This window comes from Halorussus halophilus (genome assembly GCF_008831545.1).
Taxonomy (GTDB): domain Archaea; phylum Halobacteriota; class Halobacteria; order Halobacteriales; family Haladaptataceae; genus Halorussus; species Halorussus halophilus.
Window position 1 is genome coordinate 876,742 of record NZ_CP044523.1, and the last position, 24,348, is coordinate 901,089.

A 24,348-nucleotide genomic window follows, 5' to 3' on the forward strand; every position below is an offset into this window, starting at 1 on the left:
TGGTTATTCTTCGTCGCTGAGGTCGCCTTCCTCGCGCTGAATCGTCTTGATTCGCGCGATGGTGCGACGCAGTTCGCTGAAGCGACCGGGGTCCTCGGGGGCACCACCGGCGGCCTTGACGGCCTTCGCGTTCAGCAGTTCGTTTTCGAGGTCTTCGAGTTCGGCCTCCCGCTCGGCGGGGGTCATGTCTCGAATCTCTTCGGTGTGCAGGATCGCCATTATTCCTCACTCTCCTCGGACTCGTCGTCCATTTCGTCGAGGAGTTCTTCGGCTTCCTGTTCGACCTCTTCTTCGAGTTCGTCCAGTTCTTCTTCGACCGACGTGTCCGAGTCCTCCTCGGCCGTCTCGGTCTCGTCCTCGATGACTTCCTCGACGACGTCCTCGTCTACCTCTTCGGCACCGGGTTCGGCCGATTCCGCTTCGGCATCTTCCTCGGTACGAAGCTCTTCGAGTTCCTCGTCAGTTGGCTCGTCGAGGAGCTCTTCGAGACCTTCCTCGTTGGCCTCGACGGCCTCCGGGACGAGTTCTTCGGGGCTCGCGCCCTCCTCGATTTCGAAGTCGTCGGGGAGGTTGGCTCCCGGCGGGATGATTTTGACGTCTACGCCGATGGTACCGAGCTTCATCACTGCGACGCCCTGACCGTGGTCAACGATGTCCTCGGCGGGTTCGCCGTTGTGCTTGATGTAGCCGCGGTTGAACTTCTCTACGCGCGAGCGAGCGCCCGTGACCTTGCCGGACAGGACGATCTCCGCGCCCAGCGCGCCCGAATCCATGATTCGGTCGATGGTCGTGTGACCCGCCTTGCGGAAGTACCAGCCACGCTCCAGTGCGTTGGCCAGTCGGTCCGCGACGATGCGGGCGTTCAGGTCCGGCTCGTCCACCTCTTGGACGTCGATTTGCGGGTCTTCGAGGTCGAACCGCTCTTCGAGCTGGGTGGTAATCTTCCGGATGTTCTTCCCGCCCTTGCCGATGACCATGCCGGGTTTCTCGGCCTTGAGCACGATTTGGGTGCCCATCGGCGTCTTGGCGACGTCCATGCCGCCGTAGCCTGCGCGGCCGAGTTCGTCGGCGAAGTACTCGTCTATCTGCGACCGTTGCAGGCCGTCTTCGATGAACTCGTGTTCGTCTGCCATTATTCGTCAACCTCCTTCAGGATGAGTTCGACGTCTACCTCGGGGGTATTCCACGCAGACGCACGACCCATCGCGCGGGGCTTGCGCCCCTGCACTTCGCCGATTTTGTGGGCGGCGACGTGCATGATTTCCATCGATTCGCCGTCGAAGCCCTGCTCGTCTGCGTTGTTGACGACGTTCTCGATGAGGTCGAGGAACGCCTCGCTGGCTTTCTCGGGGTATCGCCCGGCGTCCCAACCGTCGATGTCGCTCCGATGACCGACACCGCTGTTGTGCTGTTTGAACGGGACCGAGCGTTCGCCGTCGATGACCTGTTGCAGGTACGACTGGGCGTCCGCCGCGGTCTTGCCCTTGATTTCGCGGGCGATGGCTTTGCTGTGCTTGTGGCTCATGTGCCGCTCCCGGAGCATACCCTTGGCCGTGGTGTCCGGGTCGGCATCGACGCTGTAGCTGATTCCCATGGTTTACTTGAGTGGCACGAACTTCGAGGACCGGGTCGCACCGATACCGGCCTGCCCGTGTTCAACCGACTTGCGGGTCAGCTGGAACTCGCCGAGGTAGTGGCCGAGCATCTCCGGTTCGACTCGCACGCGCTCGAAGCTCTCGCCGTTGTAGACGGCGAACGTCTTGTCTACGAACTCCGGCAGAATCGGCATGTTGCGCAGGTGCGTTCGAATCGGGTCGTTGGCCGACCCTTCCTCGGTCGCCTCTCGGGCGTCCTCAAGCAGCTTCTCCTGTTCTGTGGAGAGGCCGCGTTCGATGGTTCGCCGCTGTCGTGCGGGAAGCAGTTCCGCGACTTCGTCCAGGCTCATGTCCTGCAGTTCGTCGAGGTCGTAGCCACGGAAGGTGAACTCACCTTCGCGGCCGGTTCGGTATTCGTTTCCGCTCATGGGTTAGTTACCTCCCCGTCCCGTTCGGCGGGACGAGATGTCACCGACCTTCCGGCCCGGCGGGGCGTCCCGCGAGACGGACTTCGGACGGCCGGGGTGCTGGCGGCCACCGCCACCGAACGGGTGGTCCACCGCGTTCATCGCGACGCCACGAACGTTCGGCCACTTCGTGCCGCGCGCTTTCATCTTGTGGTGCTTGTTCCCTGCCTTGACCATCGGCTTCTCCGTTCGACCGCCACCGGCGACGACGCCGATAGTGGCACGGCAGTCCGGCGAGAGTCGCTTGACTTCGCCGCTGGGGAGTTCGACGACCGCAGCATCGCGGTCGTGCGTGATGAGGTTCGCACTGACGCCCGACGCACGGGCGAACTTGCCGCCGTCGCCAGACTGGCGCTCGACGTTGCAGACCGGAACCCCTTCCGGGATTTCGGCCAGCGGCAAGGTGTTACCCTCTTTTATCTCGGCACTGACGCCGAGCTGAATCTCTTCGCCGACCCCGACACCCTCGGCGACGAGGATGAGTCGCTGGTCGCCGTCCTCGAACTCGACGGCGGCGACCGGCGCGCTACGCGCGGGGTCGTGCTCGATATCGACGACCGTCCCGCTGACAGTATCGACGTCTTCGGGTTTCTTGTGCGTGAGGTCCGCCTTGTATCGGTGCGACGGAGCGCGGAACGTCGAGCTACCGCGACCACGTCGCTGTCCTTGAATTCGTCGTCCCATGTGTCAGAACACCCCGATTCTGGACGCGACTTCCTGTGCGTCGTCGTCCTCGGAGAGCGTCACCGTGGCCTTCTTCGTGCCCTTCATCGTGACCTGCGTGTTGATCTTCTCGATGGTGACGTCGTACTGGTTCTCGATTGCGTCTTGAATCTCGGGCTTGTTGGCGTCCAAGTGGACGATGAACTGGAGCTTGTTCTGGAAGTCCATCTCGTTCATCGCTTTCTCGGTCACCCACGGGTACTCGATGATTCCGCTCATCGGTCGCTCACCTCTTCGAGAGCACTCTCGGTCCAGACGGTGAGTCGGCCGGGGTGGGCACCGGGCGCGAGGTCCTCCGCGTTGACCTCTGCGGCGGTCGCCACGTCGGCACCCGCGAGGTTGCGGGCGGCCTTCGAGGGTTCCTCGCTCGTGACGAACAGCACGGACTTCGGCGTCCGGTACTTGCGGCCACGGAGTTTACCCTGCCCGGCGCGGATGGACTTGTTGTCCTCCGCGCGCTGGATGTCGTCAGACACGCCGACTGCTTCGAGGAAGGAGACGACCTCCTTCGTCTTGACGAGGTCCTCGAAGTCGTCGCTCACGACGAGCGGGAGTTCGAGGTCGTCGTCGAAGCGGTGACCGCGGTCTGCGACGAGTTCGGCGTCCGTCGTCGCTGCGATGGCGCTTCGGATCGCCTTCTTTCGCTCTTTCGTGTTGATGTCGAGCGTTCGGTCCTTCTCTTCTTTCGGCGGGTGGGCCTTGCGGCCCCCGACGGCCTGGGGCACTCGTGCCGCCTGACCGTTCGTTCGGGGGACGTGGGCCATGCCCCGGCCGCTGCCGGGCGACTCTGCCGACGTTCGCATGCCAGCGTAGTCGTCAGCGCCGTAGTCCTGCTTACGGTTTGCCTGCGCGGCGAGGACTGCTCGCTTGATGAGGTCCGGCCGGACGGTTTCTGCGAACACGTCCGGCAGGTCCACGGAGCCGTCTTCCTCGCCGTCGAGGTTTCGGATTGTTGCTTGCATGTGTTATCCCTGATTGGATTGGCTACTGACGTAGCGTACCTCGGGGTCGAGGCGTGGTTGGTCGTTCGGTCGAATGGCCGGTCGGAAACGCAGGAGTCGCTTGTCGGGACCGGGGAGCGAACCTTTGACCAGCGAGTACTGGCCGGAGACTTCGCCGTAGTTGACGAAGCCGCCATCGACGTTGATGTCGTCGCCCTCACCGAGGTCGATGAGGCGCTTGTTGAGTTCGGTTCGCTGGTGGTAGCCGGTCTGACCCTGCTGGGGAACGGTCGAGCGCACGCGGGATGGGTTCCACGGGCCAAGGTTGCCGATACGTCGCCGCCAACCCTGACGGGCGTGTTTGCCCTTCCGCTTCTGGACGCCCCATCGCTTGACGGGGCCTTGCGTGCCTTTCCCTTTGGTGACGCCGCTCACGTCCATGTACTCGCCCGCGCGGAACACGTCGTTCATCTCGTGTTCGCCGCCGTCTTCGAGCAGTTCGAGCGCGAAGTCGGCGCGGTCGCCGAGCGACCCACCGCCGACGCGAGTCTCCATCACGTCGGGCTTCTTCTTCGGGACGCTGGCGATGTCGCTCGGGACGGTGTGGGTGACGACGCGGAGGTCCGCGACGTCACCGTTTTCGAGCGCGTCTCGCAGTTCATTCTCCGCCGCGTCGGCATCGTGGTCTTCGGGCACGTCGAGCGTGCGCGAGAGTTCCTCGTGGAACTCCGAACCCCACACTTCCGTCAGCGGCTTCTTCCCGTACGGCGTATCTTCGTAGGCTCGCAGAGCGACAGCTCTCATCGGCGGCGTCTCCACGATGGTGACGGGTACGGACTCCTCCATCCCCTCGCGTGGGGAGTTGGATTCGTCGTTGACCATCACGACGTGGGTCATGCCGGCCTTGTAACCCGCGAAGCCCTGAAGGGACGGATTGCCGTCTCCTTCGGGCCACGAGTTGAAACGCGGGACCTCGCTGGCCGCACGCGTTCGAGGGCCAAACCCTAACGAACCTTTGCGTGGTCTGCTTGCTTGAGGCATCGTATCACTTCTCTTTGAGGTTCAGGCAGGCGAGCGTTGCGAACATCGCTTCTTCAGTTCGCACCACTTGACTGCCTTGATTCGGGATCGCGTTCAGCCAGAGGTCAAACCGGCCGGGTGCGCCGGATTCGACGTTGGATTTCGCGTCCGCCTCGTCCCCCGACTTCTCGCTCGGCCAATCGGCGGCGAGTGAGTCAGTCGGGAGGTCGAGTATCTCCGGCAGCCCGCGTCCGGGAGAGCCGAACACGACGGTCATTCCGTCCTGTCGGGTGCGGCCGACCAGTTCAGTCAGCCGCCCGGTCGTCAACTCGACCCCGTGGCGGGACGTCGCTATGCGAACGCCCGCGTCGTCGCGGTCGAGGGCTGTCGGAAGGTCCGTGCGCGTCACTGTGAACCCCGACTGGGGTTCGTCCACCAGTTTCGCACGGACCGGACTTCGCGAAGAGATCCTGACGGTTACGCGCTTCCCCTCGGCGACCTCCATTTTCGGAGGCACGACGAGCGAAATCGGGTGTTGCAGTCCGCAATTGACCCGAACGCGCCCTTCAGGTCCGACCTCGGTCACGATTCCCTGTCTTAACGACCCCGAACCCTCGGATTCGGAGCCGGTCTGTGAGGGAGCGCGGAGCGGCGGGAGGACGCCCGCGTACTCTAATTCGTCGCGCTTCCCGAATACCTCCTTTCGAAGGTAGGGCGGTGTCGCGGCGTATTCCAACACGGTGCTTACGAATCCGCCTCCCCAGTTCCGTTCGCCGTCGGGGTCTGGAAAGACCCCGAGGCGGTCTGCCCGGAAGACCGTCGCCGCGCGGGCGACGTAGCCGATTTTGCGAGTTGCCTCACGTTTGTCCTCGGCTTCCCGGACGAGGGAAGACGGCACGAGTACGCTGACAGTCATCCCGTGACGCTTCGACGCCCCGTCACTAGACTGTAGCGAATCTTTTCTGCTTGGTCCTTAAAAGGATGTTCTTTCTCGTTCGGTCGTGGGGCGGGTTCTCACGCCCCGAGCGTCGAGAAATCGCGGGTTGAATCGTGTTATGGCTTCCCGAATCTAGGTGGATTCGAAAGTGTTTTTAGTACACCGGCAGTACGTAGGAATGCGTTCGGAAGGACGCAATCGCAAGCCCGCGTCGGTAGTGTAGTGGTATCACGTGACCTTGCCATGGTCACAACCTGGGTTCAAATCCCAGCCGACGCACTTCTCTCGAACTCACCTTCTCGAAGAGCTTCGTCTCTCAGTTACCGGAAAGCAAGCCGACAGCATGTACACGTGCGCGCGCCGCTCGCGTACGCGAAGATGAAAATTAACAGCACCTCGCGCTCGTAGCTATTTAAGAATACAGTGCCTGACGACGGTTCGACGCACCGTACGCGCCGCCTGTAGGAGCGTACGAACCGCATTACAAAGTCCGAACCGCCCGTTGGTGTAATTGCAGACGCGACGGGCGCTGGTAGTGTAGTGGTATCACGTGACCTTCCCATGGTCGCAACCTAGGTTCAAATCCTGGCCAGCGCACTTCTCTCGTTTTCCCTCGATTCAACTGTTCCGTTTCCAGAGTTACGCCGATTCGCGGGCGGCGTCTATCCTTTCTGCCCACGCCGGTTTACTGGGTCTCTCGACGGTGTAGTCCACCTCGAAGTAGTGGGTCCAGACAAACGGCGTCCCCGAATCGCGGTAGTGGGCGTGGAACGTTACGTCGGCGAGTTGGGCGCGGCCGTTCGAATCCACGAGAAGGTAGCCACTCGCGTTCTCGACTTCGAGGAGTTCGCCCTCACCCTTCTCGAAGGCGGTCCGGTCTACGATGACCTCGAACCGCCGCATCTGCTCGCCTTCGTGTTGCATCCGTCCATTCTCTTTGAACTTCACGAGACCAAAGCCGCCCGTGGCGGTCACGTACTCGATACTCCCGCGCAGTTGCGAGTACGCGCCCGGCCGGGGGTAGGGGTAGTCACCTTCACCGTAGGCGTCGAACCGATGGGCGTCTTCGTGGTGTTGCCGGTACGTCATCTCGTAGCCTTTCGGCTGAGGCTGCTGGTACGGCCCGAACTTCGTCCCGTATATTTTCTGTGTGTACGCACGCGTGAGCGAGCCATCGTCAGTAAACGTCCGATAGTGACGACGCTGATCGACGGGACCGTACCGTTGGCGCTCCGCCGGAATCGCACTCGTTCGAACGGACCGTAGCACGTAAGACTTCGATTGCGGGTCGAACCAGAGCGTCTCGGTGCCGTTGCGATGGACCACGTCGCCGTCGGTATTCTGCGTTCGGGTGAACTCGTAGCTGATTTCGTAGCCGGTCCGGTTCGCCGCGAGTTCGGTAAGCTTTGGGGCAGCGTCGATGGCCACCGGTTTCTTCGAGTGGACGAACGGGGGAGAATCTTGGAACTCCACGGGCCGCTGGAAGTACGTCGGGAACTGCGTGTACGCGAGTGCACCACTGCTGAGGAGTGCAACGACTAGTATTCCGGCGAAGATTCGTTTGTACCCGAGCATACGGAGAGGTCAGAATAATAGACGATATAGTTACCTATCGAGAAGGAGAACAGAACTCGTCTGGGTTTCGGACCCACACGGCGTAGGGAATCGCCGCCCTCGTATCGAGACGCCGCGCGAAGTCGTTGCAGACTTCAACCGACTGACGAAGGCGCCGCCCGCCTCCGGAGTCAACAGCGCCCCGGCGAACGAGATGACCGCAGTTTCGGCCGTCCCGCCGACCGTCGAGGCGACTGTCACGAGCAAAACCAACAGTGGGAGTAGCGACACCAGCGCGTGGTACGCGATGCTGCCTGCCAAGAAGGTAATCTGCTCGGCGCGCAACTCGTGGACGACCGCTCTGCCGACAGAAATCCCTCGTTCGACGCGGCTTATGCGGGAAACTTCGACGGGAACCGAAAAAAAGCGCGTGGGCAGAAGTTACGGCGACCGACGCCGGGCGAGCAGTGCGAGCGCGACGAGTGCCCCGAGCGTCACGGGAACGCCGAAGCCGGGGATGGACCCGTTGTTCTCGCCGGTGTTCGATTCGTCTTCGCCCGCACTCTCGTCGTCATCACCCGTCGTCGTGTTCGTCTCACCCGCGACGGAGAGCGCGCCAGCACTCGTGTCGCCGACGACGATTTCGTGCTCGCCAGCGGCGAACGCGCGGTCGAACTCGACCGTCGTCGTCTCGCCAACTCCCAGTTCGACGGACTTGGTAGCGACGACGTTCCCATCGACGTTGAGTTCGGCGGTGTACGTCCCCGCTCCGTCGCCGACGTTCTCGACGGTTGCGGACACGGTCACCGACTCACCCGTCGCGACCGAGGTTGCGTCGAGGCTCGCGTCTCGAACTTCGAACGACGGCGTCTGGAGACCCACCGCGTACGTCCCGGTGGAACTGGCCGCCGCTCGGTAGACGTGTGAACCGTCGCTCGTCTCGACGAACGTCGTGTCGAGTTTCGTCCAGCTACCCGCGTCGTACCGGTAGAGTGCGACGTTCTCCGGCGCGGCCGTCTCGCCGGTCGGGACGGCGAATCGGACGCGCAGTTCGTCTATTTCCTTGTCAGCAATGTACTCCGGCGTCACGGTCACGTAGCCGAGTGACTCGCTGGCAGCGTCGAACGCCGTGACACTGTCCGGCGGACTCGTCGCCGTCTCCGCATCGAGGATGAACCGTGGCAGTGCCTCGGAACTCTTCGGCGTGACTCGGAGCGACTCGAACGTCGCGGTCCCAGCACCAAAGCCGTCGGGAAGTTGCGCTCGTGCGGGTGACCCCGACCGGGCGCTTGCGATGCGGATAGTTGCGTGGTCCTGCGTAAGTTCGGTCACTTCGACCAGCACCGAGGGTGGCGGGACGTTAGCACCGCCGCCACCTCCGCCGCCAGAACCGCCCGAAGATTTCTCCGCGACTGTGAACTCGAACGTGTGCCACTCCCCGTTACCCGCGGCGTCTTCGAGGAACACCTCTAGCGTGTGTGTGCTCCCGCTCGCCAGCGAGGCCGGTGGGGTGTAGGACACCTGCCGGTCCGAAACGAAGGAGTTGCCCGTCACGTCCACGCCGTCGAATCGCACGCGGACTGCACTCGTGGCGACACCGCTAACGTCGTCGGCGATGTCCACTGTGAGCGTGGTGGGGTCGTCGCTGGCGGGTATCTCGCCGTCCGGAACGGTACCGAGGACGGTCGGTGATGCGTCGTCGGTCTCGACGCTGAACGACGAGGTGTAGTTGACCGCGTTCCCCGCTTCGTCGGTGACCTCTACCCGCGCCGTGTAGGTTCCACTCGAAAGACCAGTCGCGTTGTAGCGCACGAACTCGCTGGTGACGTTCGTCTTCGAGTCACTGGTGACTTCGGTGCCGTCGAAGTACACCTCGACTGCGCTCGTGTTGACACCGCTGATGGTGTCGCTGTAGTTGAACTCGACGCTCGCGTGGGACGTTCCCCAATCGAGGGTGGTGCCATCGAGCGTCTTCCGGTCGAGCGTCGGCGCGTCGTCGTCGTCCACGACTGCACCGTACGTCGAGAAGTGCGTGACGTTCGTCACCCAGTAGGTGTCCTTCTTGCCATCGACCGTGACGTTACGAACTGACGTGTCCTGCACTTCCCACGTACCTGCGTTCCCGTTCGCGCTCTCGTTGTAGTAGCGGATGTTCACGTCCTTCCGGGCGATACCTGGCGGGAGACTCGCGTCGTCCACCGGAATGCCGATGGTCGCGTTGTCGAGGTTCGCGTCCAGTTTCGAGCCGAGTTCGCCGTTCAGGAAGTTCAATCCCGCGAGGTTCCGCGAGAGCGGCGCGAGCGCCGACCGACTCTCGGTGATGGTGACGGTGTCATTGATGGACTTGTTGGTTCGGAACTTGATGAACAGGCCGGACTTCTCCAAGACGACGGTGACTTCGCGGTCCGTCGTCGAGACCGTCCGCATCTCCGCGGTCGAGTTGGCCGTGCCGGTGTTGCCCGCGAGGTCCGTCCCGTTCACCGTGGCGTTGTACGTCCCGCCGGTCTCGGTCCGCGAGAACGTTCCCTCCCAGACGTCGCCGTTCTTCGTCAGCGTGACCGTGACGTTAGAGCCGTCTGGCTTGCCGACGCGAACGTCCGAGATGGAATCGAGTCGCTCGTTGGCCGAGACGACGACTTTCCCGGTCGAGGAATTGACCTGCGTGATGGTCGCACCGAGGTCAGGGGCCGTTCGGTCGAGGACGACGGTGGTGTTCGTCGTGGTCCGGTTGACGTTCCAGTGGCGGTCCACGCCGACGAGTTCGACGGTGTAGTTCCCGTCGTCTGGGAGGTCGCTCAGGTTCTCGGTCACGGACCAGTCGGTTCCGTCCGTCGTCTCTGCGAGTTTGCCGACCCGGTAGTTGGTGAAGTTAGCCGACAACACCACGGCGACGAAGCGAGCGTCTCCGGGCGTCCCGTTTGCGGTGACCGCCGCGGTCACCGTGTCGTTCGTGTAAACAGGGCCGTCTGGGGCTGCCGGGAAGTCGCTCGTGCCGAGTCCAGTGAGGTCCATCGTCGGGTCACGAGCGTCCACGCGAACGGCGTCGAAGGTCGTCGCTTCGACCGTGCTGCCTCGCTCGTCAGCTGCGCGGACAGCGAGGTCGAGCGTGCCAGTGAGTTCGCCGAAGGACTCGCTGACGTTGAACGTCGCTTTGTAGGCGTTCGTGTCCGTCGAATCGTAGATGCGTTCGACGGACGCCGACTTCCAGTTGTTCGTGTCGTTGCCGAACGGGACGACGGCGGCGTTGTTGCCGACCTGCATCGTCGCATCGGTCGCGTCACCGTCCGTCGAGAAGATGACGTGCAGTCGTTCGCCGACAGTACTGTTCGCCGACATTCCAGTGACCTCGACCGACTTCACGTTCGGTGGCTGATAATCTTCGCCGGGGACGTACGTCCCGGTGTACGTCGTCACCGTCCGGGTCGAGAGCTGCGTCGCGCCGTTGTTCCCGATGGCAGTGAGTTCAATTTCGGTGTCGGGCGCAGGGTCGAGTGATTCGATTCCGAACGCTGAATCGTCCGTGAACGTCTTCTCGATCTCCGTCGTGCCGTTCAGACTGAGTCGAACTCGGTCGGACGCTCCGTCTTCGAAGTCGCGCGAACCTTGCCCGACTTGCGGCGCAACGTAGTAGTAGACGTCGCCATCGTCTAAGACGTTGAAGTACGCGTCGCCGACGTACGGATGTTGGTTCAGCGTACTCTCGTAACCTCCAAATTCGGTCCCGTAGTAGCCCGTGTACGACGTGCTGAGTTGCCACGGGGTCGTCGCCCCCACTTCGGAAGTCGCACCGACGCCGTGCGACGCGATACCGTCGTTCAGATAGATAGTCTGTTGGCGGCGGTCACCGATGCCGTCCGTGACGCTGTACTGGAACGACGAGTCGAACCAGGTGACTCCTTCGGCCGTCATCGTAACGTTGTACGACTCACCTCGAGTCGTTCGATAGTAGGTCATGTTCTTGGCCACGAGTTCGGTCGGATCGACGGTCGTCGTTCGACTGTCGCTGACGCCATCGACCTTGTGGACGAAGTGGTACATCGTCGCGGCACTGAAGTTGTCCTCGGTGCCCATCGCGGAACTTGGCACCAACAATCGTTCGACGGCGGCGTCGAGGGTCGAACTCTGACTGAATCGAACAGCCGTGGAGTCGGCGAACGGGTTCGTGATGCTAGCGCCGTAGTCGCCGTACGAAGTCTCCTCGACGTAGTTCACTTCCACGCTTCGCGTCGAAAGCGAACTGTGGTCGTTTGCCGCGTTGAGCTTCGAGGTGTCCAACTCGTAGGTGACGGTGTTCGACTCGTCGAGCGTGACTTGTTCGTCGCCATCGACGGTCACCGTCTTCGAGATGACTATCGGTTGTTCGGTCTGCTCCTGAATGCCGTCCGAGATGACGTGGTACTCGCCGCTTCCCAAGACGTGGTACGTGGTCGAAGAGCCGTTGAGTTGGTCGAGTCCCTGCTGACCGACCGTGTCGAACGTGCCGAGTTCGTCGGCGAACAGCCACACGAAATCGCCCTCGGTGGACGTTCCGTCCAGACCGCTCTTCTCGACGGTCACTTCGTTCGCGCGGACGAACCCGAAGATGGTCGAGTGACCCTCGCCGAGCGAGAGTCGCCCTGAGTACACGCCGGTAGTCGTGTTCGTGTACACCGTCAGGTTGAGGTGCGCTTTGCCGCCCGCCGGAACGGTGAGTTTCGACTCGTTGAGCGTCACGTGCGCGTTCGCTCCGCTCTCGATAGCCGTCGCGGTCGCGGAGGGTGAGAGCGTCACATCCGAGTCTCCGAGATTTCGCACCGTCACGTTCCGAGAGGACGTCGTGTCGTTACCGAACGTTCCGAAGTCTATCGTGCCGGACGAGACGACGAGGTCCGTCGCTAACGCGTCGGAGGCGTTTATCTCGCCAGCACCCTGCGTGTACACGTCCTCCGAGTCGAGCGGGTCTGCGGTCGTCGTGAGGACGCTCTTGACGCGCTCGGGCGACCAGTTCGGGTGCTTTTCGAGCAACAGCGCCGCGACACCACTGACCGCAGGCGTGGACATACTCGTGCCGCTGTAGCCGACGAAGGAGCGGTCGTACCCTGCGTCGCTCGACGCGGTACTCATCACGCCCACGCCCGGCGCGAGGACGTTCGGCTTGAGATAGTGGCCGTACGGCGTCGGCCCGCGCGAGGAGAACCACGCCACGTCACCGTCACTGGCGTCGGTCGCACCGACCGTGAGCGCCTTCGATTGGATGCCGGGCGTGTTCACGGTTCCGTAGCCCGGGCCGCTGTTTCCGGCGGAAGTCACGACCAGCGTCCCGTTCTCGACGGCGGCGTTCACCGCCTCTGTGTAGCGGTCGTTGGACCGCGCGTAGTTGACCTGTCCACCGATGCTCATGCTGATGACGTCGGCGTTGTTGTTGGTCGCGTACTCGATGCCGCTGATTATCCACGAGGTGTAGCCCCAACCCTGCGAGTTCAACACGCGAACGTCCATGAGACTCGCGTTCGGGGCCATCCCGGTGTACGTCTCGTTGTCGCTGGCGACGATGCCTGCGACGTGCGTCCCGTGGCCGCGCGGGTCCGGAGCCGTGTTCGGCGTGTCGTCCGTGAAGTCTCGCTGGTCCACGACGCGGTCGATGGCGGGATGCGATTCGTCGATACCGCTGTCAACGATGGCGATTTTCATGTCGTTGCCGCTGACGCCGTACGTCTGGCGTGCGCTCGACGCGGAGACTGCCTCGTCGGTGGACTGGAGGTCGAGTTTGTACTTCACGTCGAGCGAGACCTGCTCGATGCTGTCGTCGGCCGCGAGGTCGGCGTACGCTGCCTTCGAGTGGCCCTTGTCGATGGCTCCGGCCGCGGCGTCGATACTGTCGAGCGTCGCGCGCCGGTCGGTTCCGGCGACCGAATCGAGCATTCCGCCGGTGTCGGAACTGCTAGCGACGAAGAAGTGGTCGCGCTCGGCCTCACTGACGATGATAGGGAGAGTGTCGGTTTCGTCGTCGGCGAGGTTCTGTGACCGGAGGAAATCGACGTCGAACAGCTGTCTGTCGAACTTCGAGAAATCGACACCGACGGGGAAGACATACGTCGCGTTGCCCGTCGAGACCTTTCGCATCTGTTCGTCGCTGGAGACCCGGTACTCCGTTCCGTTGTCGGTTTCGACGACAGTCACGGTCTGACCCGTGATGAGGGTCACTCGTTCGGTCGTCGCGTTCTCCGGTATGGTCGATTGGTTCGTCGCCGCCGTCGTCTCGCCGCCGGAGTCACTCGACTGTGACCCGTTCTCAGAGAGCGTCGAAACGCGTGCGTCTGAGAGCGTCGCGGGATGACTACCGTGCACGTCGAGTGTCTCAGATTCGATAAGTTTCGAGCTCTCCGTCGGCGTCGTGTCTTCGAAGCCGATAGCGGGAGCGACGGCACCACTGAGAAGAAGTGTAGAGACGAGAACTGCCATCACTGCCCGACTCGAACTGCGAGTTGGTTCGCCTGTCATTCTATCGTTCAGTGACAGATATCAGCAACAATATTTAAATCCAGCCCGGATTATCACAGCGAATAACGATAGCCGTAAGTACGATAGGCGGACCTGACAACCGGTCAACCGTACGACCGACCCACCAGCACTTACGTCTCGGCGAGCGTACGTCCGACCATGACCGCAATCGCACTGCTCAGCGTCGCCCCAGTCACCGAAGAGAGTATGGCCGGAGAAGTCGCCAAGGCCGTCGCCGCGCTGGACGACTTCGACGTGTCCTACGAGACGAACCCCATGGGCACCGTCATCGAAGCCGACACCGTGGACGAACTGTTCGCCGCCGCGCAGGCGGCTCACGAAGCAGTTGACGGGGACCGCGTGAGTACGTTCTTGAAGATTGACGACAAGCGCACGCGCGAGCAACGCGCGCAAGACAAAGTCGATGCCGTCGAGGAGGCGCTCGGTCGGGAGGCGAAACGGGAGCGATAGTAGGCCGAGCAACCGACAGCGAAAGCCGACTGACCAACCGAACGGGGGACTTTCGAGGTGGACGCAGTCATCGAAACTCCTGCGATTCGTTGCGCGTCGAGAGTAGCCGTTGCAGCAGTCACAGTTTCGTTCGTGTCGTCAGAAACGCTTCCACATCGGACTGATACTGACTAATAAACTGTTTACCGGATGGCGACCAATCCCCGCGTATGGAGAGTCTCAACCGGAACGCGCTCGAACTCGCCGACGAGGCACTCGACTTCGCCGAGGAGTTAGACATCGGAGCAGTCGAGTTGGACAACGGAGCCACGGTCCTCGACTTCGGCCACGACTTCGACGGCGGTGTCGAAGCAGGCCTGCTACTGGCAGAACTCCAAACTGCCGGGCTGGCGACCGTGCAGTCCCGACTGGACGAAGTCGCTGGCGCGCCCATCCCCACCGTCGAACTGAACGCCGACCACCCCGCGCTGGCACTGCTCTGCTCGCAGAAGGCTGGCTGGGAGGTCAGCACCGAAGACTACGAAGGACTCGGGAGCGGCCCCGCACGCGCACTCGTCGCCGAGGAAGACGAGTTCGCCCGCGTGGGCTACGCCGACGAGTTCGACTTCGCCGTGCTGTCGCTCGAAAGCGACGACTACCCGACCGAATCGGTCGCCGAACACGTCGCCGACCTCACCGGCGTGGAGACGAGTAGCATCTTCCTCGCGTCGGTACCGACCGCGAGCGTCGCGGGGAGCGTCAGCATCGCCTCCCGCGCTGCCGAGATGGCCGTCTTCCGCCTCTCCGAGTTGGGCTACGACCCGCTGGACGTGGTGAGCGTCACGGGGTCGGCACCGGTCGCTCCCGTCGCCGGGAGTGAGGAAGCCGCCATCGCGCGCACGAATGACGCGCTGGCTTACGGTGGGCGAGTTCACCTAACCGTCCGCGAGGAGTTCGACCGCTTCGACGAAATCGTCTCGACCGCAAACGAGGAGTACGGGACGCCGTTTGCCGACATCTTCGCCGACGCCGACTGGGACTTCTACGACGTAGACGAGAGCGTCTTCGCACCAGCGCAGGCGACAGTGGACGTGCTGGGCGGCGATACGTACGTCCTCGGCGAACGCGACGAAGACCTGTTGGCCGAGAGTTTCGACCTCTAAGCCATGCGCTTCAAACTGGTTCCCGAACCTCCAGCAGACCTCGACTTCGTCGCGGACGCTCAGCGCGCGGTGCCGCTGGTGCCGGGAAGCGAAGACGACTGCTGTGCCCGGATGCTCGACCGCACGAATCTGACGACCCGCGACGAAGCCCGGACGTGGCTCACGTTCCTGCGCGCGCTAGGACTTGCGGAGGAAGGAAAGTCGGGGTTCACCCGGACGCGAGCGGACCCCGACCGGGAGTTTCTGGCCGCGCAGTTCGAGGAGCGCGTCTTCGGCGTTCCGGTGGTGTTGGCAGTTCTGGAAGAGGCGAAGGGACCCCTCTCGACAGAGGCCGTCTTCGAGCAGTTCCGCGAGGAGGTTCCGACGTGGGAACACCACAAGAATCCGAACTCGTGGGCCGAAATCTGGGGCGAACGCGTGGAGTACATTCTGGACTGGTGCGTGCTTCTGGGACTCGCTGAGAAGACGGGCGGCGGATACGTGGCGGACTGACGGTCGGGAGTTCTCGAATTTCTGCGGACATGCGATGCGAAGGTCACACCACCGCACAGCAGACGCGTGAAATCTGGCCGCGCCGCGGCCAGATTTCGTCGCGTCCCTTTTTTTGGTCCAGATTTTTTGCCGGAGCGGTGCGCGAGGGCCTCCGACCCTCAGCGCACCCGACGGCAAAAAGGTGGATGGCAAGACCCATCCGGACCCACTGCTAATCCCCGAACATATGGACGAAAGCGCCGAGCAGACCAAAGTCGAGTGGCGCGAGTGGGGCCCGGACGCCTTCACCGAGGCACAGGACGAAGACAAACCAGTCCTGCTCTCGCTGTCGGCGACGTGGTGTTCGTGGTGTCACCAGATGGACCGCGAAGCGTACAGCAACCCCATGGTCGCGGCGAACGTCAACGACTCGTTCGTCCCGGTTCGGGTAGACATCGACCGCCAACCCAGAGTTCGAGAGCGATACAACATGGGCGGCTTTCCGTCGAACGTCTTCGCGACGCCGGAGGGCGAACTGCTGACCGGAGCGACCTACCTCGAAACCGATGGCATGCGCCAGATAGTCGAGCGCATTCGTGACCTCTGGACGCACAAGGGCCGGGACGCCGCCCGCGTCCCGCGGAGCCTGCGCGAAAAACCGCCCGAGGGCGAAGTCACCGAGGAAATCGAACGTCTCGTCGGTGGCCAACTGGACGAGAAGTACGACGCCGACTTCGGTGGGTGGGGCGACAGTCAGAAGTTCCCCATGCCCCGGACCATCGAGTTTGCCCTGAAACGCGAGCGCCAGCAGGCACGCAGTACGCTCGCGGCGATTCAGAACGCGCTACTGGACGATTACGACGGCGGGTTCTTCCGCTTCGCGGAGGGCCAAGACTGGTCGGAGGTACACCACGAGAAACTGCTCTCGACGAACGCCGCGCTCGTTCGCGCGTTTGCCGAGGGTTACCTCTACACTGGCGAAGAGGAGTACCACGACGCCGCTCGACAGACGGTCGAGTATTTGACGACGACTCTCTGGAACGACGAGCGAGACGCCTTCGCTGGCAGTCAGGCACCCGGAGAGGACTACTACGAGCGCGACCCGAGCGACCGCGAGACCACGGAATCGCCACCTGTAGACCAGACGGTCTTCGCCGACTGGAACGCGATGGCCGTCGATGCGTTGCTGACGTTCTCTGCCTACACTGACGACGAACGCGCCCGCAACTACGCCGAACGCGCGCTGGACTCCCTGCTGGACGAACTGGTCGAAGACGGCGAAGTGACCCACTTCGAAGCAGTCGCTGAATCAGACGAAGCCAGCGAGTCCGGCCTGCTGGCCGACCACGCGAACCTGCTCGCAGCGCTGACGACCGCTCAGCAGGTCCTCGGCGGCGACCGATATCTCGACGTCGCCGAACGGGTCGCCGACCACGCAATCGAGACCCTGCAACTCGACGGTGGGGCGTTCGTGGACGGTCCCGATTCCGGGCCGGGGATGCTCGACAGGCCTATGCGACCGCTCGACGACAACGCCGAGATGGCCATCGCACTAGTGGACCTCGCCCTGCTGACCGGGGACGAGGACTACCAGACCGCGGCCGAGGACGCCCTCGCCGCGTTCGCGGGGGCGGCCGACCGTTTCGGGGTGCAGGTCGCAAACTACGCGACTGCCGCGGCCCGAGTGTGCCAGACGCCGCTGACCATCGAAGTCGCAGACGATGCCGGGTCGGACCTGCATCGGGCCGCACTCCGGATGGCCGACCACGAGAAGGTAGTCGTGCCCGACGCGACCAGTGAGGACGACACTATCGAAGACGGAAGTGCCTACGTCGTGCGCGACGGCGAGCGTTCCAGCCCTGCAACAACGCCCGACGAGTTGAGTAGCCTCGTCGCGGACGGAGTGTAGAAGCCACCTTTCTTTGTCAACCTCCGGCCCTCAAATCGGGAAACCGGCCGGAAGTTTATGTAGCGGGAGCGTTTTCACCGAGATATGGCGAGTTTGCGAGACCTCGGTCTCTCTGAGTACGAAGCGCGCGCCTACCGGTCGCTACTGAGTACCGCGCCGACAACAGCCAAGGAGTTGTCTCGCGTCAGCGACGTACCGATGGGCCGCATCTACGACGTGCTGTCGAGCCTCGAAACGCAGAACTTAGCACGCTCGCAGAACGCGAGCAGACCCAAGAAGTACGTCGCGGTCGAACCCGAGACCGCGCTGAACCGACTACTGGACGACAAACTGGACGAACTGAGCGAGCAGGCACAACAGTACGAAGGTATCGTAGAGGACCTGACCGACGAGTTGGACGCCGCGGAACCGGTCGAAGAGCAGTTCTGGACCGCCGCGGTCGGTCCCGAGGAGTCCGTCGATTTGCTGGTCGAACGACTCGACGCCGCCGACGAACGCATCGTCATGGTCGCCGGTCGCACCTCCGCGCAGTTCGACCTCGGGAACGTCGGCGAACTCGTCGCCGAGCATCTGGAGACGGCGCTGGACCGCGGCGTCGAGGTGTCGCTTCTGCTCGCACCCGACGTGGTCGAGACGCTCCCGGACAGCGTCGGCGAACGCTACACCGAGACGCTCGCGGACCATCCGCGGTTCACCGTCAGAACCGCACAAGGCCTACAAGGCACCTTCAACCTCATCGACGGTGTCGAGGTCTGTATCGAAGTCGCGAATCCGCTGAGTCCCGGCGAGACGTTCGCCATGATAGACCTGAAAGACCCCGAGTTCACGGCGGACGTGCGCGAGGAGTTCGCGCCGCGTTGGGAGGACGCCGAGGCGCTGTCAGTCTTGGAACCGTAACAGTTTCCGCGCCCAATCATCGCCTTTTTCGCCGTGCGACTCTCTCTGTCCAGATATGCAGACGCTCGCATTCGACGGCCGAATGGGCGCGAGCGGCGACATGCTCCTCGCCGCACTTCTGGCCGCGGGGGCCGACCCCGACGCCCTCGCTCCCGTCGAGGACGCCCTACCGGTTCGCTACGAAGTCGGCGAGACGACCAAGTGTGGCATCTCGGCGACGACGGTGTCCGTACTGTTGGACGACGATGACCGCGAACGCGAGGACATCGAACACGCCCATCCTCACGACGAAGACGGACATGGCCATAGCCACGACCATTCGCACGCCGACCACTCGCACGATGAGGGCGGCCATGGCCACAGCCACGACGACCACCATACGCACGACCACTCTCACGCAGAAGGGTCAGGCCCGAACCGGACCTACGCCGAAGTGGTCGAAATCGTCGAGTCGATGGGTCTTCCAGCAAGCGTCGAGTCCGACGCGAGGGCAATTTTCGAGATTCTGGGGGAAGCAGAGGCGAGCGTCCACGGCACGGACCTGCAATCCACGCACTTCCACGAAGTCGGTGCGGACGACGCCATCGCAGACATCGTCGGCGCGTCCCTGCTCGTCGCCGACCTCGACCCCGACCGCGTGGTCACGACGCCGCTCTCGACGGGCGGGGGCGACGTGGAGATGAGCCACGGCGTCTACCCCGTGCCGACGCCCGCCGTGGTCGAAATCGCCGAGCGCGCCGACTGGCAACTGCAGGGCGGCCCGGTCGAAGCCGAACTGCTGACGCCGACGGGAGCGGCCATCCTCGCGCACTTCGCCGACGGCGTCGAGTCGCTCCCCTCCCTGCGAGTCGAGTCGTCGGGCTACGGTGCTGGCGGCTACGATTTTTCTGTGCATCCGAACGTTCTGCGCGCGATGGTCGGCGAGAGCGAGGGCAGTCTCACGCCCGACGACGTTGCGGTCCTCGAAACGAATCTGGACGACGCGTCGCCCGAAATCCTCGGTGGCTTGCAGGAGAGTCTGACGGAAGTCGGGGCACGAGACGTCTCTATCGTCCCGCTCACGATGAAGAAGTCCCGGCCGGGCCACCTCGTGAAGGTCATCTGCAAGCCCGAAGACGCCGGACGAGTCGCGCGCCGACTCGCCAAGGAGACGGGGACACTCGGCGTTCGACAAGGTGGTGCGAGTCACCGCTGGATTGCGGACAGAGAGTTCGAGACTGCCGAGGTGGAAATCGCTGGAGAGCATTACGAAGTCGAGGTGAAGATAGCAAGTGACGACGAAGGCGAGGTGTACGACGTGAGTGCGGAGTACGACGATTGTGCGGAAGTGGCGAAGGAGACGGGGGTTGCAGTCCGGGAGGTACTACGCCGGGCGGAGCGCGAGATACGGCAGAGGTAGCAAACGACGGCGGTGAAGCTTCGAACTTCGACAGTCACGTTCGGAGAAAGAATTTATTCTAGAACGAACATACGGTAATGCAGAGCCAGCGGAGACAACTCATGCAACCGCAATTCAACACCCTCGACGACGACATCGGTCTCGAAGTCGTAGACCCCATCGAGGGACAGCGGTTCGTCTTCCACACATCCGAGGACGTGACACCGACCGCGTCCGGAACCGAGGAGTTCTTCTACCCTGTTTCGTCGGCCTGTGAGATCACGACCACCGAACTGCGCCTCGGTCATCCCGTCGCGACTATGGTTCACGACGCTGTCACCGGCGAGTTCCGCAGAGAGTTGGGGAATCCCGACAGAGCGTCGTTTCGAGGGGGCGAGTATCTGGTTGGATTGTCGGCAGTCGTCAAACTCTACGTCCGAATCGGTGCGGAGTTCGACATCGAAACACGCCCGGCGTACACGAGTCTTCGATTCGGCGAGCCGACACGCGTACAGATTGGAGCGCGGTCGTACCACTCCTCACCCAACGCGACGGTGACGGTACCCGACGACCCCGAGGGCCTCATGCGCGCCGTCTCGACGTTCGGGTCGGCACTCAAGGCGACGAGTTGTGAGCGGTCGTGGCCGACGCTCCGCGGGCACCCACCCCGTCTCGAACGCGGCGAGACGCTCGACGTGCCAGCCGAAATCTCCCCGCCCCAGACGGGTGTGACGATATTCGTTCCAGACACGTACAGCGACGTCTACGCCGTCGCTCCGCTCGCGTACTACCTCGGTGCGGAGGTTCGGAGCGGCACACCGCCTCGACTGACCACAGAGACCGGGTTCGTGTACCGACTCGACACGGACCGGGGCGTCGTCGAGGAAGCGATTCGAGTGTTGAAGCAACTGTTCACGTTCGACTGCCTCGTTCGGACGGAAGGCTACAACCAGAGCACGCTCTACGAACGGACTCTCGTCGAATCGCGACTCGACCGACCGTTCGACTTCGAAGCGCTGTACGAGGCCTCGCTCGCCGAACAAGTCGAGCGGTATCTCTCGGTCCCCTACGCGACTATCGAAGACGCGATACCGACCTGGAATCGCTCCGTCCACCTCCGTCCCAACGAGGAAGGCGTCGAACTGCTCCCACACGTCGTCAACGACCTGTCTGTCGTGCGGCCGACGACGACGGCAGATTCGACGGAACACGTCGCGAGCAGGGAGTACAGGAAGAAGGCGATGCGCGAGTTCAAACGAAACACTCCGGGAGAGGAACGGAGCAGCACTCACTCCACCCGCGAGTACGTCCCACTACCGGACGTTGACGCCGTCGAACAGGCGTGGGTCGGCGAGGAAGTTCCCGAACGGGGTACGAAACTCCTCGAACGACCATTCGAACGCGAACTGACGAAGACGGAAGACAGCAGCTTCCACGTAGTCGTCGTCTGCAACGACACTGAGATGCTCTTCGAGGGCGAGCGAGCGCTCGAACGATACGGTCGGAACGACGTCGCTTCCTTCGACGTGGATTACTACACCGACGTTTCCACCGACGAATTGGGACGATTCCTGGCGATCGACGCCGACCTCTTCCACTACATCGGCCACATCGACGACGACGGGTTCGAGTGTTCGGACGGCACGTTCGACGCGGCCAGTGTCCGCTCGACTGGCGCGACCGTCGCGCTCCTCAACGCCTGTCGGTCGTACGATCAGGGAATGGAACTAATCGAATCCGGGGCGAACGCAGTCATCGTGAGCTTGGGCGACGTGGAGAATCAGGCGGCCGCGGAAGTCGGCGAGAAGTTCGCGGGCTTGCTGAACAACGGGTTCGGCGTGGGCGTCGCGCTCGAAGTCGTCATCGAACACAGCTCCATCGGCCGCCAGTACATCACGCTCGGCAATCCGAACGCGAGTGCCACACAGACCAAAAACACGGTTCCCGCCGTCGTCGAGATTCGCGGCGACGACCCAGTCGAGATGCGCCACTGCATCTATCCTCGGCAGGGAAGCCAGTGCCAGATGGGTGAAATCGCCGTCTCGTCGGTGATAGACGACGAACTGTACTACCTCTCGCCAGCAGAAATAGTGGGGACGAACGTCGAGCGTGCAGCGATCAAAGAGCGGACGAGCGATACGAATTTGGTTATCGAGGACGGCGAATTCACGTGGTACTGACAGGTGGTCGTGAAGAAAGAATTTTTCTTGCCGTAGACGTACACTAAATTAGAACCACGAGAATGCAACCGCAGTTCGACTCCCTCGACGACGACACAGGATTGGAGGTCGTGGACCCCATCGAGGGCAAGCGGTTCGTCTTCTACACGCCCGAGGAGGTGACGCCGACCGAAGCGAGTACTGACGAATTCTATTATCCTGTCTCTAGTGCGTGTCGGATCACGGCGTCAGAACTTCGCCTTCCTCGCTCTGTCGTGACGACCGTCAGGGACGGCTACGATGGCAGTTATCTCGAAAAAGTAGATGTCCCCTCTACAGGAGAATTCACGAAGGGATATTATTTGATAGATATTGACGCAAGTATCAAGATATATCTCCGAACCGATGCGGGTTTCGAAATCACGAACCGAGGCAAACGCTCGGTCATCGACTTCGATAGTCTGGCCGAACTCTCCGTCGGCGCTCGGTCTCACCACTGCTCTCCCAGCGAGACGATAACGGTTCCCGACGACCCTATGGCACTCATGGACGCGGTTTCTGTGTTTGGGTCTGTCCTGAAGACGACGAGTTGTGAACGCTCGTGGCCGACACTTCGCGGTCATCCACCCCGTCTTGAACGTGGTGACAGGCTGTCGATACCAGACAGTATCTCGATGCCGGATACGGGCGTGACGATACACGTCCCACCCTGTTACGAGTACGTCTACCCCGTCGCACCGCTTGCCCACTACGTTGGTGCCAAAGTGCGGTCGGGAGACCCGCCACGACTCACCACCGAGAACGGCTTCATCCATCGATTCGACACTGAGCGTGGCGTCGTCGAGGAGATAATTCGAGTGCTGAAACAGGTCTTCTTCTTCGATTGCGTCGTCCGAACTGAAGGATACGACCAGAGCGAACTTCACCAGCGAACGATGGTAGAAGACCGAGCGGAAGTCGAGTTCAATTTCTCGGCACTGTACGACGCGTCACTCCCAGATCAGATAGAGCGATATCTGTCCGTCCCGTTCGAAGCCGTCGAAGATATTGTCCCAACATGGGACCGCTCCGTCCACCTCCGACCAGACGCTGACGGTCTCGACTTGCTTCCGTACGTCGTCAACGACCTATCGCTCGTCCGACCAGAGGTCCCCCGAGAATCGACGAAGTGGTCACCAAACCAAAGACGAAGACAGCAGGCTATCAGCACGTTCAAACGAAACGAAAGCTCGAACAACGAACGTTCTGGTGCGGAGGGAGACAGACGAGACGACGAACAGACCAGACGTTCGCATCGAATTCTCGGCTCTGAGCAGTACGTCCCGCTTCCGGAAGTAGACGCCGTAGAACAGGCGTGGGTTGGGGGAGAGACGCCGGAACGTGGTTCGAAACTGATCGCGGAAGCGTTCGAACGCCAGCAGACAGGCTCCGAGGACAGCACCTTTCGCGTGATTGTCGTCTGTAACGACACGGAAATGGTTAAGGAGAAAGAGAAAGCGCTTGAACGGTACGGCCGTTACGACGTGATTTCTGCTGACGTGAATTTCCACACGAACGTCTCGACAGCGAAATTTCGACAGTTACTGGCTAAGGAGACAGACCTCTTTCACTACATCGGGCACATCAACAGAGAAGGGTTCGAATGCTCAGACGGAGTCTTCGACGCCGAAGCGCTTAACTCGACTGGGGCGTCAGCGGTTCTCCTCAACGCCTGTCAGTCGTACGAACAGGGAGTTACGTTAGTCGAATGTGGGGCAAACGCGGTCGTCGTCAGTTTAGGTGATGTCGAGAACGGCGGCGCCGTCGCTGTCGGTGAAAAGTTTGCCGGTCTGTTGAATTATGGGTACACCGTCGGTGCTGCGTTAGAAGTGGTGATTGAACACACATTTATCGGTAGACAGTACATCGTCGTCGGCGACCCCGGAACAAGCGTCGCTCAAATCCGTAGTTCGGTGCCGGCACTGTTCCATCTCACGACGAACGATAACGGTACTCTCGATGTCTCTCACCAGATGTACACGAACCGACAAACTCAGGTGCAGATGGGGTCGGTGGCCGTCTCGTATCTCGTGGACCAGGGGACCCACTATCTCCCACCCACGACAATCGAAGGAACGGACATCAAACGGTCTGCAGTCGAATCAGAGCTTCTCGACACCGCCCCCGTCATCGAAGACGGCGAATTCACGTGGCACTGACCTCGC

20 protein-coding genes and 2 tRNA genes are annotated in these 24,348 nt (G+C 62.3%); 10 read left to right on the plus strand and 12 right to left on the minus strand.

Translation table 11 applies throughout. The features are described from left to right. Positions 1-3: 3 nt before the first annotated feature. The 9 genes from rpmC to F7R90_RS04335 are packed head-to-tail and all read right to left on the minus strand — an operon-like array spanning position 4 to position 5,662. Positions 4-219 (minus strand): 50S ribosomal protein L29, encoded by a 216-nt coding sequence (rpmC, locus tag F7R90_RS04295; RefSeq protein WP_158056041.1) that lies wholly within the window; start codon positions 217-219, stop codon positions 4-6. Then, a complete protein-coding gene (locus tag F7R90_RS04300; protein ID WP_158056042.1) occupies positions 219-1,133 on the minus strand; it encodes a 30S ribosomal protein S3 in 915 nt (304 codons plus the stop codon). The genes rpmC and F7R90_RS04300 overlap by 1 nt, the downstream gene beginning before the upstream one ends. Then, the gene (locus F7R90_RS04305; RefSeq protein WP_158056043.1) at positions 1,133-1,594 is read right to left on the minus strand and encodes a 50S ribosomal protein L22; all 462 of its coding nucleotides are present in this window, start codon (positions 1,592-1,594) and stop codon (positions 1,133-1,135) included. Before F7R90_RS04305 ends, F7R90_RS04300 begins: the two co-directional genes overlap by 1 nt. 3 nt (positions 1,595-1,597) lie before the next feature. Then, positions 1,598-2,023 carry a 30S ribosomal protein S19 gene (locus F7R90_RS04310; protein WP_158056044.1) on the minus strand — a complete coding sequence of 142 codons (426 nt, stop codon included), beginning with the start codon at positions 2,021-2,023 and terminating at the stop codon, positions 1,598-1,600. A 3-nt stretch (positions 2,024-2,026) separates the two neighbouring features. Continuing rightward, entirely contained in the window at positions 2,027-2,746 is a 720-nt protein-coding gene (locus tag F7R90_RS04315; protein WP_158056045.1) for a 50S ribosomal protein L2, read from the minus strand. Positions 2,747-2,749: 3 nt separating this feature from the next. Then, entirely contained in the window at positions 2,750-3,004 is a 255-nt protein-coding gene (locus F7R90_RS04320; RefSeq protein ID WP_158056046.1) for a 50S ribosomal protein L23, read from the minus strand. Further along, on the minus strand, positions 3,001-3,747 hold the full coding sequence (gene rpl4p / locus F7R90_RS04325; protein ID WP_158056047.1) for a 50S ribosomal protein L4: 747 nt from the start codon (positions 3,745-3,747) through the stop codon (positions 3,001-3,003). The genes F7R90_RS04320 and rpl4p overlap by 4 nt, the downstream gene beginning before the upstream one ends. A gap of 3 nt (positions 3,748-3,750) precedes the next feature. Beyond that, positions 3,751-4,767 (minus strand): 50S ribosomal protein L3, encoded by a 1,017-nt coding sequence (locus F7R90_RS04330; protein ID WP_158056048.1) that lies wholly within the window; start codon positions 4,765-4,767, stop codon positions 3,751-3,753. Positions 4,768-4,771: 4 nt separating this feature from the next. After that, positions 4,772-5,662, minus strand: coding sequence for a putative RNA uridine N3 methyltransferase (locus F7R90_RS04335; protein WP_158056049.1), 891 nt, complete (start codon positions 5,660-5,662; stop codon positions 4,772-4,774). Positions 5,663-5,891: 229 nt separating this feature from the next. On the opposite strand from F7R90_RS04335, the gene F7R90_RS04340 reads away from it, so the two are divergent. Together F7R90_RS04340 and F7R90_RS04345 are read left to right on the plus strand one after the other, a co-directional pair. Beyond that, a tRNA-Gly gene (locus tag F7R90_RS04340) sits at positions 5,892-5,962 on the plus strand. A 247-nt stretch (positions 5,963-6,209) separates the two neighbouring features. After that, a tRNA-Gly gene (locus F7R90_RS04345) sits at positions 6,210-6,280 on the plus strand. A 42-nt stretch (positions 6,281-6,322) separates the two neighbouring features. Here F7R90_RS04345 and F7R90_RS04350 read toward each other — a convergent pair. The 3 genes from F7R90_RS04350 to F7R90_RS04360 form a co-directional block, all read right to left on the minus strand. After that, positions 6,323-7,258 carry a hypothetical protein gene (locus F7R90_RS04350; protein WP_158056050.1) on the minus strand — a complete coding sequence of 312 codons (936 nt, stop codon included), beginning with the start codon at positions 7,256-7,258 and terminating at the stop codon, positions 6,323-6,325. A gap of 30 nt (positions 7,259-7,288) precedes the next feature. Continuing rightward, positions 7,289-7,582 carry a hypothetical protein gene (locus F7R90_RS04355; RefSeq protein ID WP_192498398.1) on the minus strand — a complete coding sequence of 98 codons (294 nt, stop codon included), beginning with the start codon at positions 7,580-7,582 and terminating at the stop codon, positions 7,289-7,291. A 96-nt stretch (positions 7,583-7,678) separates the two neighbouring features. After that, positions 7,679-13,717: a S8 family serine peptidase gene (locus F7R90_RS04360; RefSeq protein WP_158056052.1), complete on the minus strand. Its 6,039-nt coding sequence runs from the start codon at positions 13,715-13,717 to the stop codon at positions 7,679-7,681. 159 nt (positions 13,718-13,876) lie between these two features. Between F7R90_RS04360 and F7R90_RS04365 the strand changes: the two genes are divergently transcribed. The 8 genes from F7R90_RS04365 (at position 13,877) to F7R90_RS04400 (ending at position 24,342) form a co-directional block, all read left to right on the plus strand. Beyond that, positions 13,877-14,188: an MTH1187 family thiamine-binding protein gene (locus F7R90_RS04365; RefSeq protein ID WP_158056053.1), complete on the plus strand. Its 312-nt coding sequence runs from the start codon at positions 13,877-13,879 to the stop codon at positions 14,186-14,188. A gap of 209 nt (positions 14,189-14,397) precedes the next feature. Further along, positions 14,398-15,330 (plus strand): methenyltetrahydromethanopterin cyclohydrolase, encoded by a 933-nt coding sequence (gene mch, locus F7R90_RS04370; RefSeq protein ID WP_158056054.1) that lies wholly within the window; start codon positions 14,398-14,400, stop codon positions 15,328-15,330. A gap of 3 nt (positions 15,331-15,333) precedes the next feature. Next, complete coding sequence (locus F7R90_RS04375; RefSeq protein WP_158056055.1) at positions 15,334-15,822, plus strand: hypothetical protein; 489 nt, start codon at positions 15,334-15,336, stop codon at positions 15,820-15,822. A 226-nt stretch (positions 15,823-16,048) separates the two neighbouring features. Next, positions 16,049-17,710 (plus strand): DUF255 domain-containing protein, encoded by a 1,662-nt coding sequence (locus tag F7R90_RS04380; protein ID WP_158056056.1) that lies wholly within the window; start codon positions 16,049-16,051, stop codon positions 17,708-17,710. 84 nt (positions 17,711-17,794) lie between these two features. Continuing rightward, positions 17,795-18,607 carry a TrmB family transcriptional regulator gene (locus F7R90_RS04385; RefSeq protein ID WP_158056057.1) on the plus strand — a complete coding sequence of 271 codons (813 nt, stop codon included), beginning with the start codon at positions 17,795-17,797 and terminating at the stop codon, positions 18,605-18,607. Between the two features lie 55 nt (positions 18,608-18,662). After that, positions 18,663-20,006: a nickel pincer cofactor biosynthesis protein LarC gene (gene larC, locus F7R90_RS04390; protein WP_158056058.1), complete on the plus strand. Its 1,344-nt coding sequence runs from the start codon at positions 18,663-18,665 to the stop codon at positions 20,004-20,006. A gap of 101 nt (positions 20,007-20,107) precedes the next feature. Further along, on the plus strand, positions 20,108-22,165 hold the full coding sequence (locus F7R90_RS04395; RefSeq protein ID WP_158056059.1) for a CHAT domain-containing protein: 2,058 nt from the start codon (positions 20,108-20,110) through the stop codon (positions 22,163-22,165). Between the two features lie 62 nt (positions 22,166-22,227). Further along, positions 22,228-24,342, plus strand: coding sequence for a CHAT domain-containing protein (locus F7R90_RS04400; protein WP_158056060.1), 2,115 nt, complete (start codon positions 22,228-22,230; stop codon positions 24,340-24,342). Positions 24,343-24,348 lie beyond the last annotated feature (6 nt).

Bases quoted from the DNA above. Each gene is read 5' to 3' on its own strand.
- rpmC (WP_158056041.1), bottom strand. From the start codon at position 219: ATGGCGATCCTGCACACCGAAGAGATTCGAGACATGACCCCCGCCGAG.
- F7R90_RS04300 (WP_158056042.1), bottom strand. From the start codon at position 1,133: ATGGCAGACGAACACGAGTTCATCGAAGACGGCCTGCAACGGTCGCAG.
- F7R90_RS04305 (WP_158056043.1), bottom strand. From the start codon at position 1,594: ATGGGAATCAGCTACAGCGTCGATGCCGACCCGGACACCACGGCCAAG.
- F7R90_RS04310 (WP_158056044.1), bottom strand. From the start codon at position 2,023: ATGAGCGGAAACGAATACCGAACCGGCCGCGAAGGTGAGTTCACCTTC.
- F7R90_RS04315 (WP_158056045.1), bottom strand. From the start codon at position 2,746: ATGGGACGACGAATTCAAGGACAGCGACGTGGTCGCGGTAGCTCGACG.
- F7R90_RS04320 (WP_158056046.1), bottom strand. From the start codon at position 3,004: ATGAGCGGAATCATCGAGTACCCGTGGGTGACCGAGAAAGCGATGAAC.
- rpl4p (WP_158056047.1), bottom strand. From the start codon at position 3,747: ATGCAAGCAACAATCCGAAACCTCGACGGCGAGGAAGACGGCTCCGTG.
- F7R90_RS04330 (WP_158056048.1), bottom strand. From the start codon at position 4,767: ATGCCTCAAGCAAGCAGACCACGCAAAGGTTCGTTAGGGTTTGGCCCT.
- F7R90_RS04335 (WP_158056049.1), bottom strand. From the start codon at position 5,662: ATGACTGTCAGCGTACTCGTGCCGTCTTCCCTCGTCCGGGAAGCCGAG.
- F7R90_RS04350 (WP_158056050.1), bottom strand. From the start codon at position 7,258: ATGCTCGGGTACAAACGAATCTTCGCCGGAATACTAGTCGTTGCACTC.
- F7R90_RS04360 (WP_158056052.1), bottom strand. From the start codon at position 13,717: ATGACAGGCGAACCAACTCGCAGTTCGAGTCGGGCAGTGATGGCAGTT.
- F7R90_RS04365 (WP_158056053.1), top strand. From the start codon at position 13,877: ATGACCGCAATCGCACTGCTCAGCGTCGCCCCAGTCACCGAAGAGAGT.
- mch (WP_158056054.1), top strand. From the start codon at position 14,398: ATGGAGAGTCTCAACCGGAACGCGCTCGAACTCGCCGACGAGGCACTC.
- F7R90_RS04375 (WP_158056055.1), top strand. From the start codon at position 15,334: ATGCGCTTCAAACTGGTTCCCGAACCTCCAGCAGACCTCGACTTCGTC.
- F7R90_RS04380 (WP_158056056.1), top strand. From the start codon at position 16,049: ATGGACGAAAGCGCCGAGCAGACCAAAGTCGAGTGGCGCGAGTGGGGC.
- F7R90_RS04385 (WP_158056057.1), top strand. From the start codon at position 17,795: ATGGCGAGTTTGCGAGACCTCGGTCTCTCTGAGTACGAAGCGCGCGCC.
- larC (WP_158056058.1), top strand. From the start codon at position 18,663: ATGCAGACGCTCGCATTCGACGGCCGAATGGGCGCGAGCGGCGACATG.
- F7R90_RS04395 (WP_158056059.1), top strand. From the start codon at position 20,108: ATGCAACCGCAATTCAACACCCTCGACGACGACATCGGTCTCGAAGTC.
- F7R90_RS04400 (WP_158056060.1), top strand. From the start codon at position 22,228: ATGCAACCGCAGTTCGACTCCCTCGACGACGACACAGGATTGGAGGTC.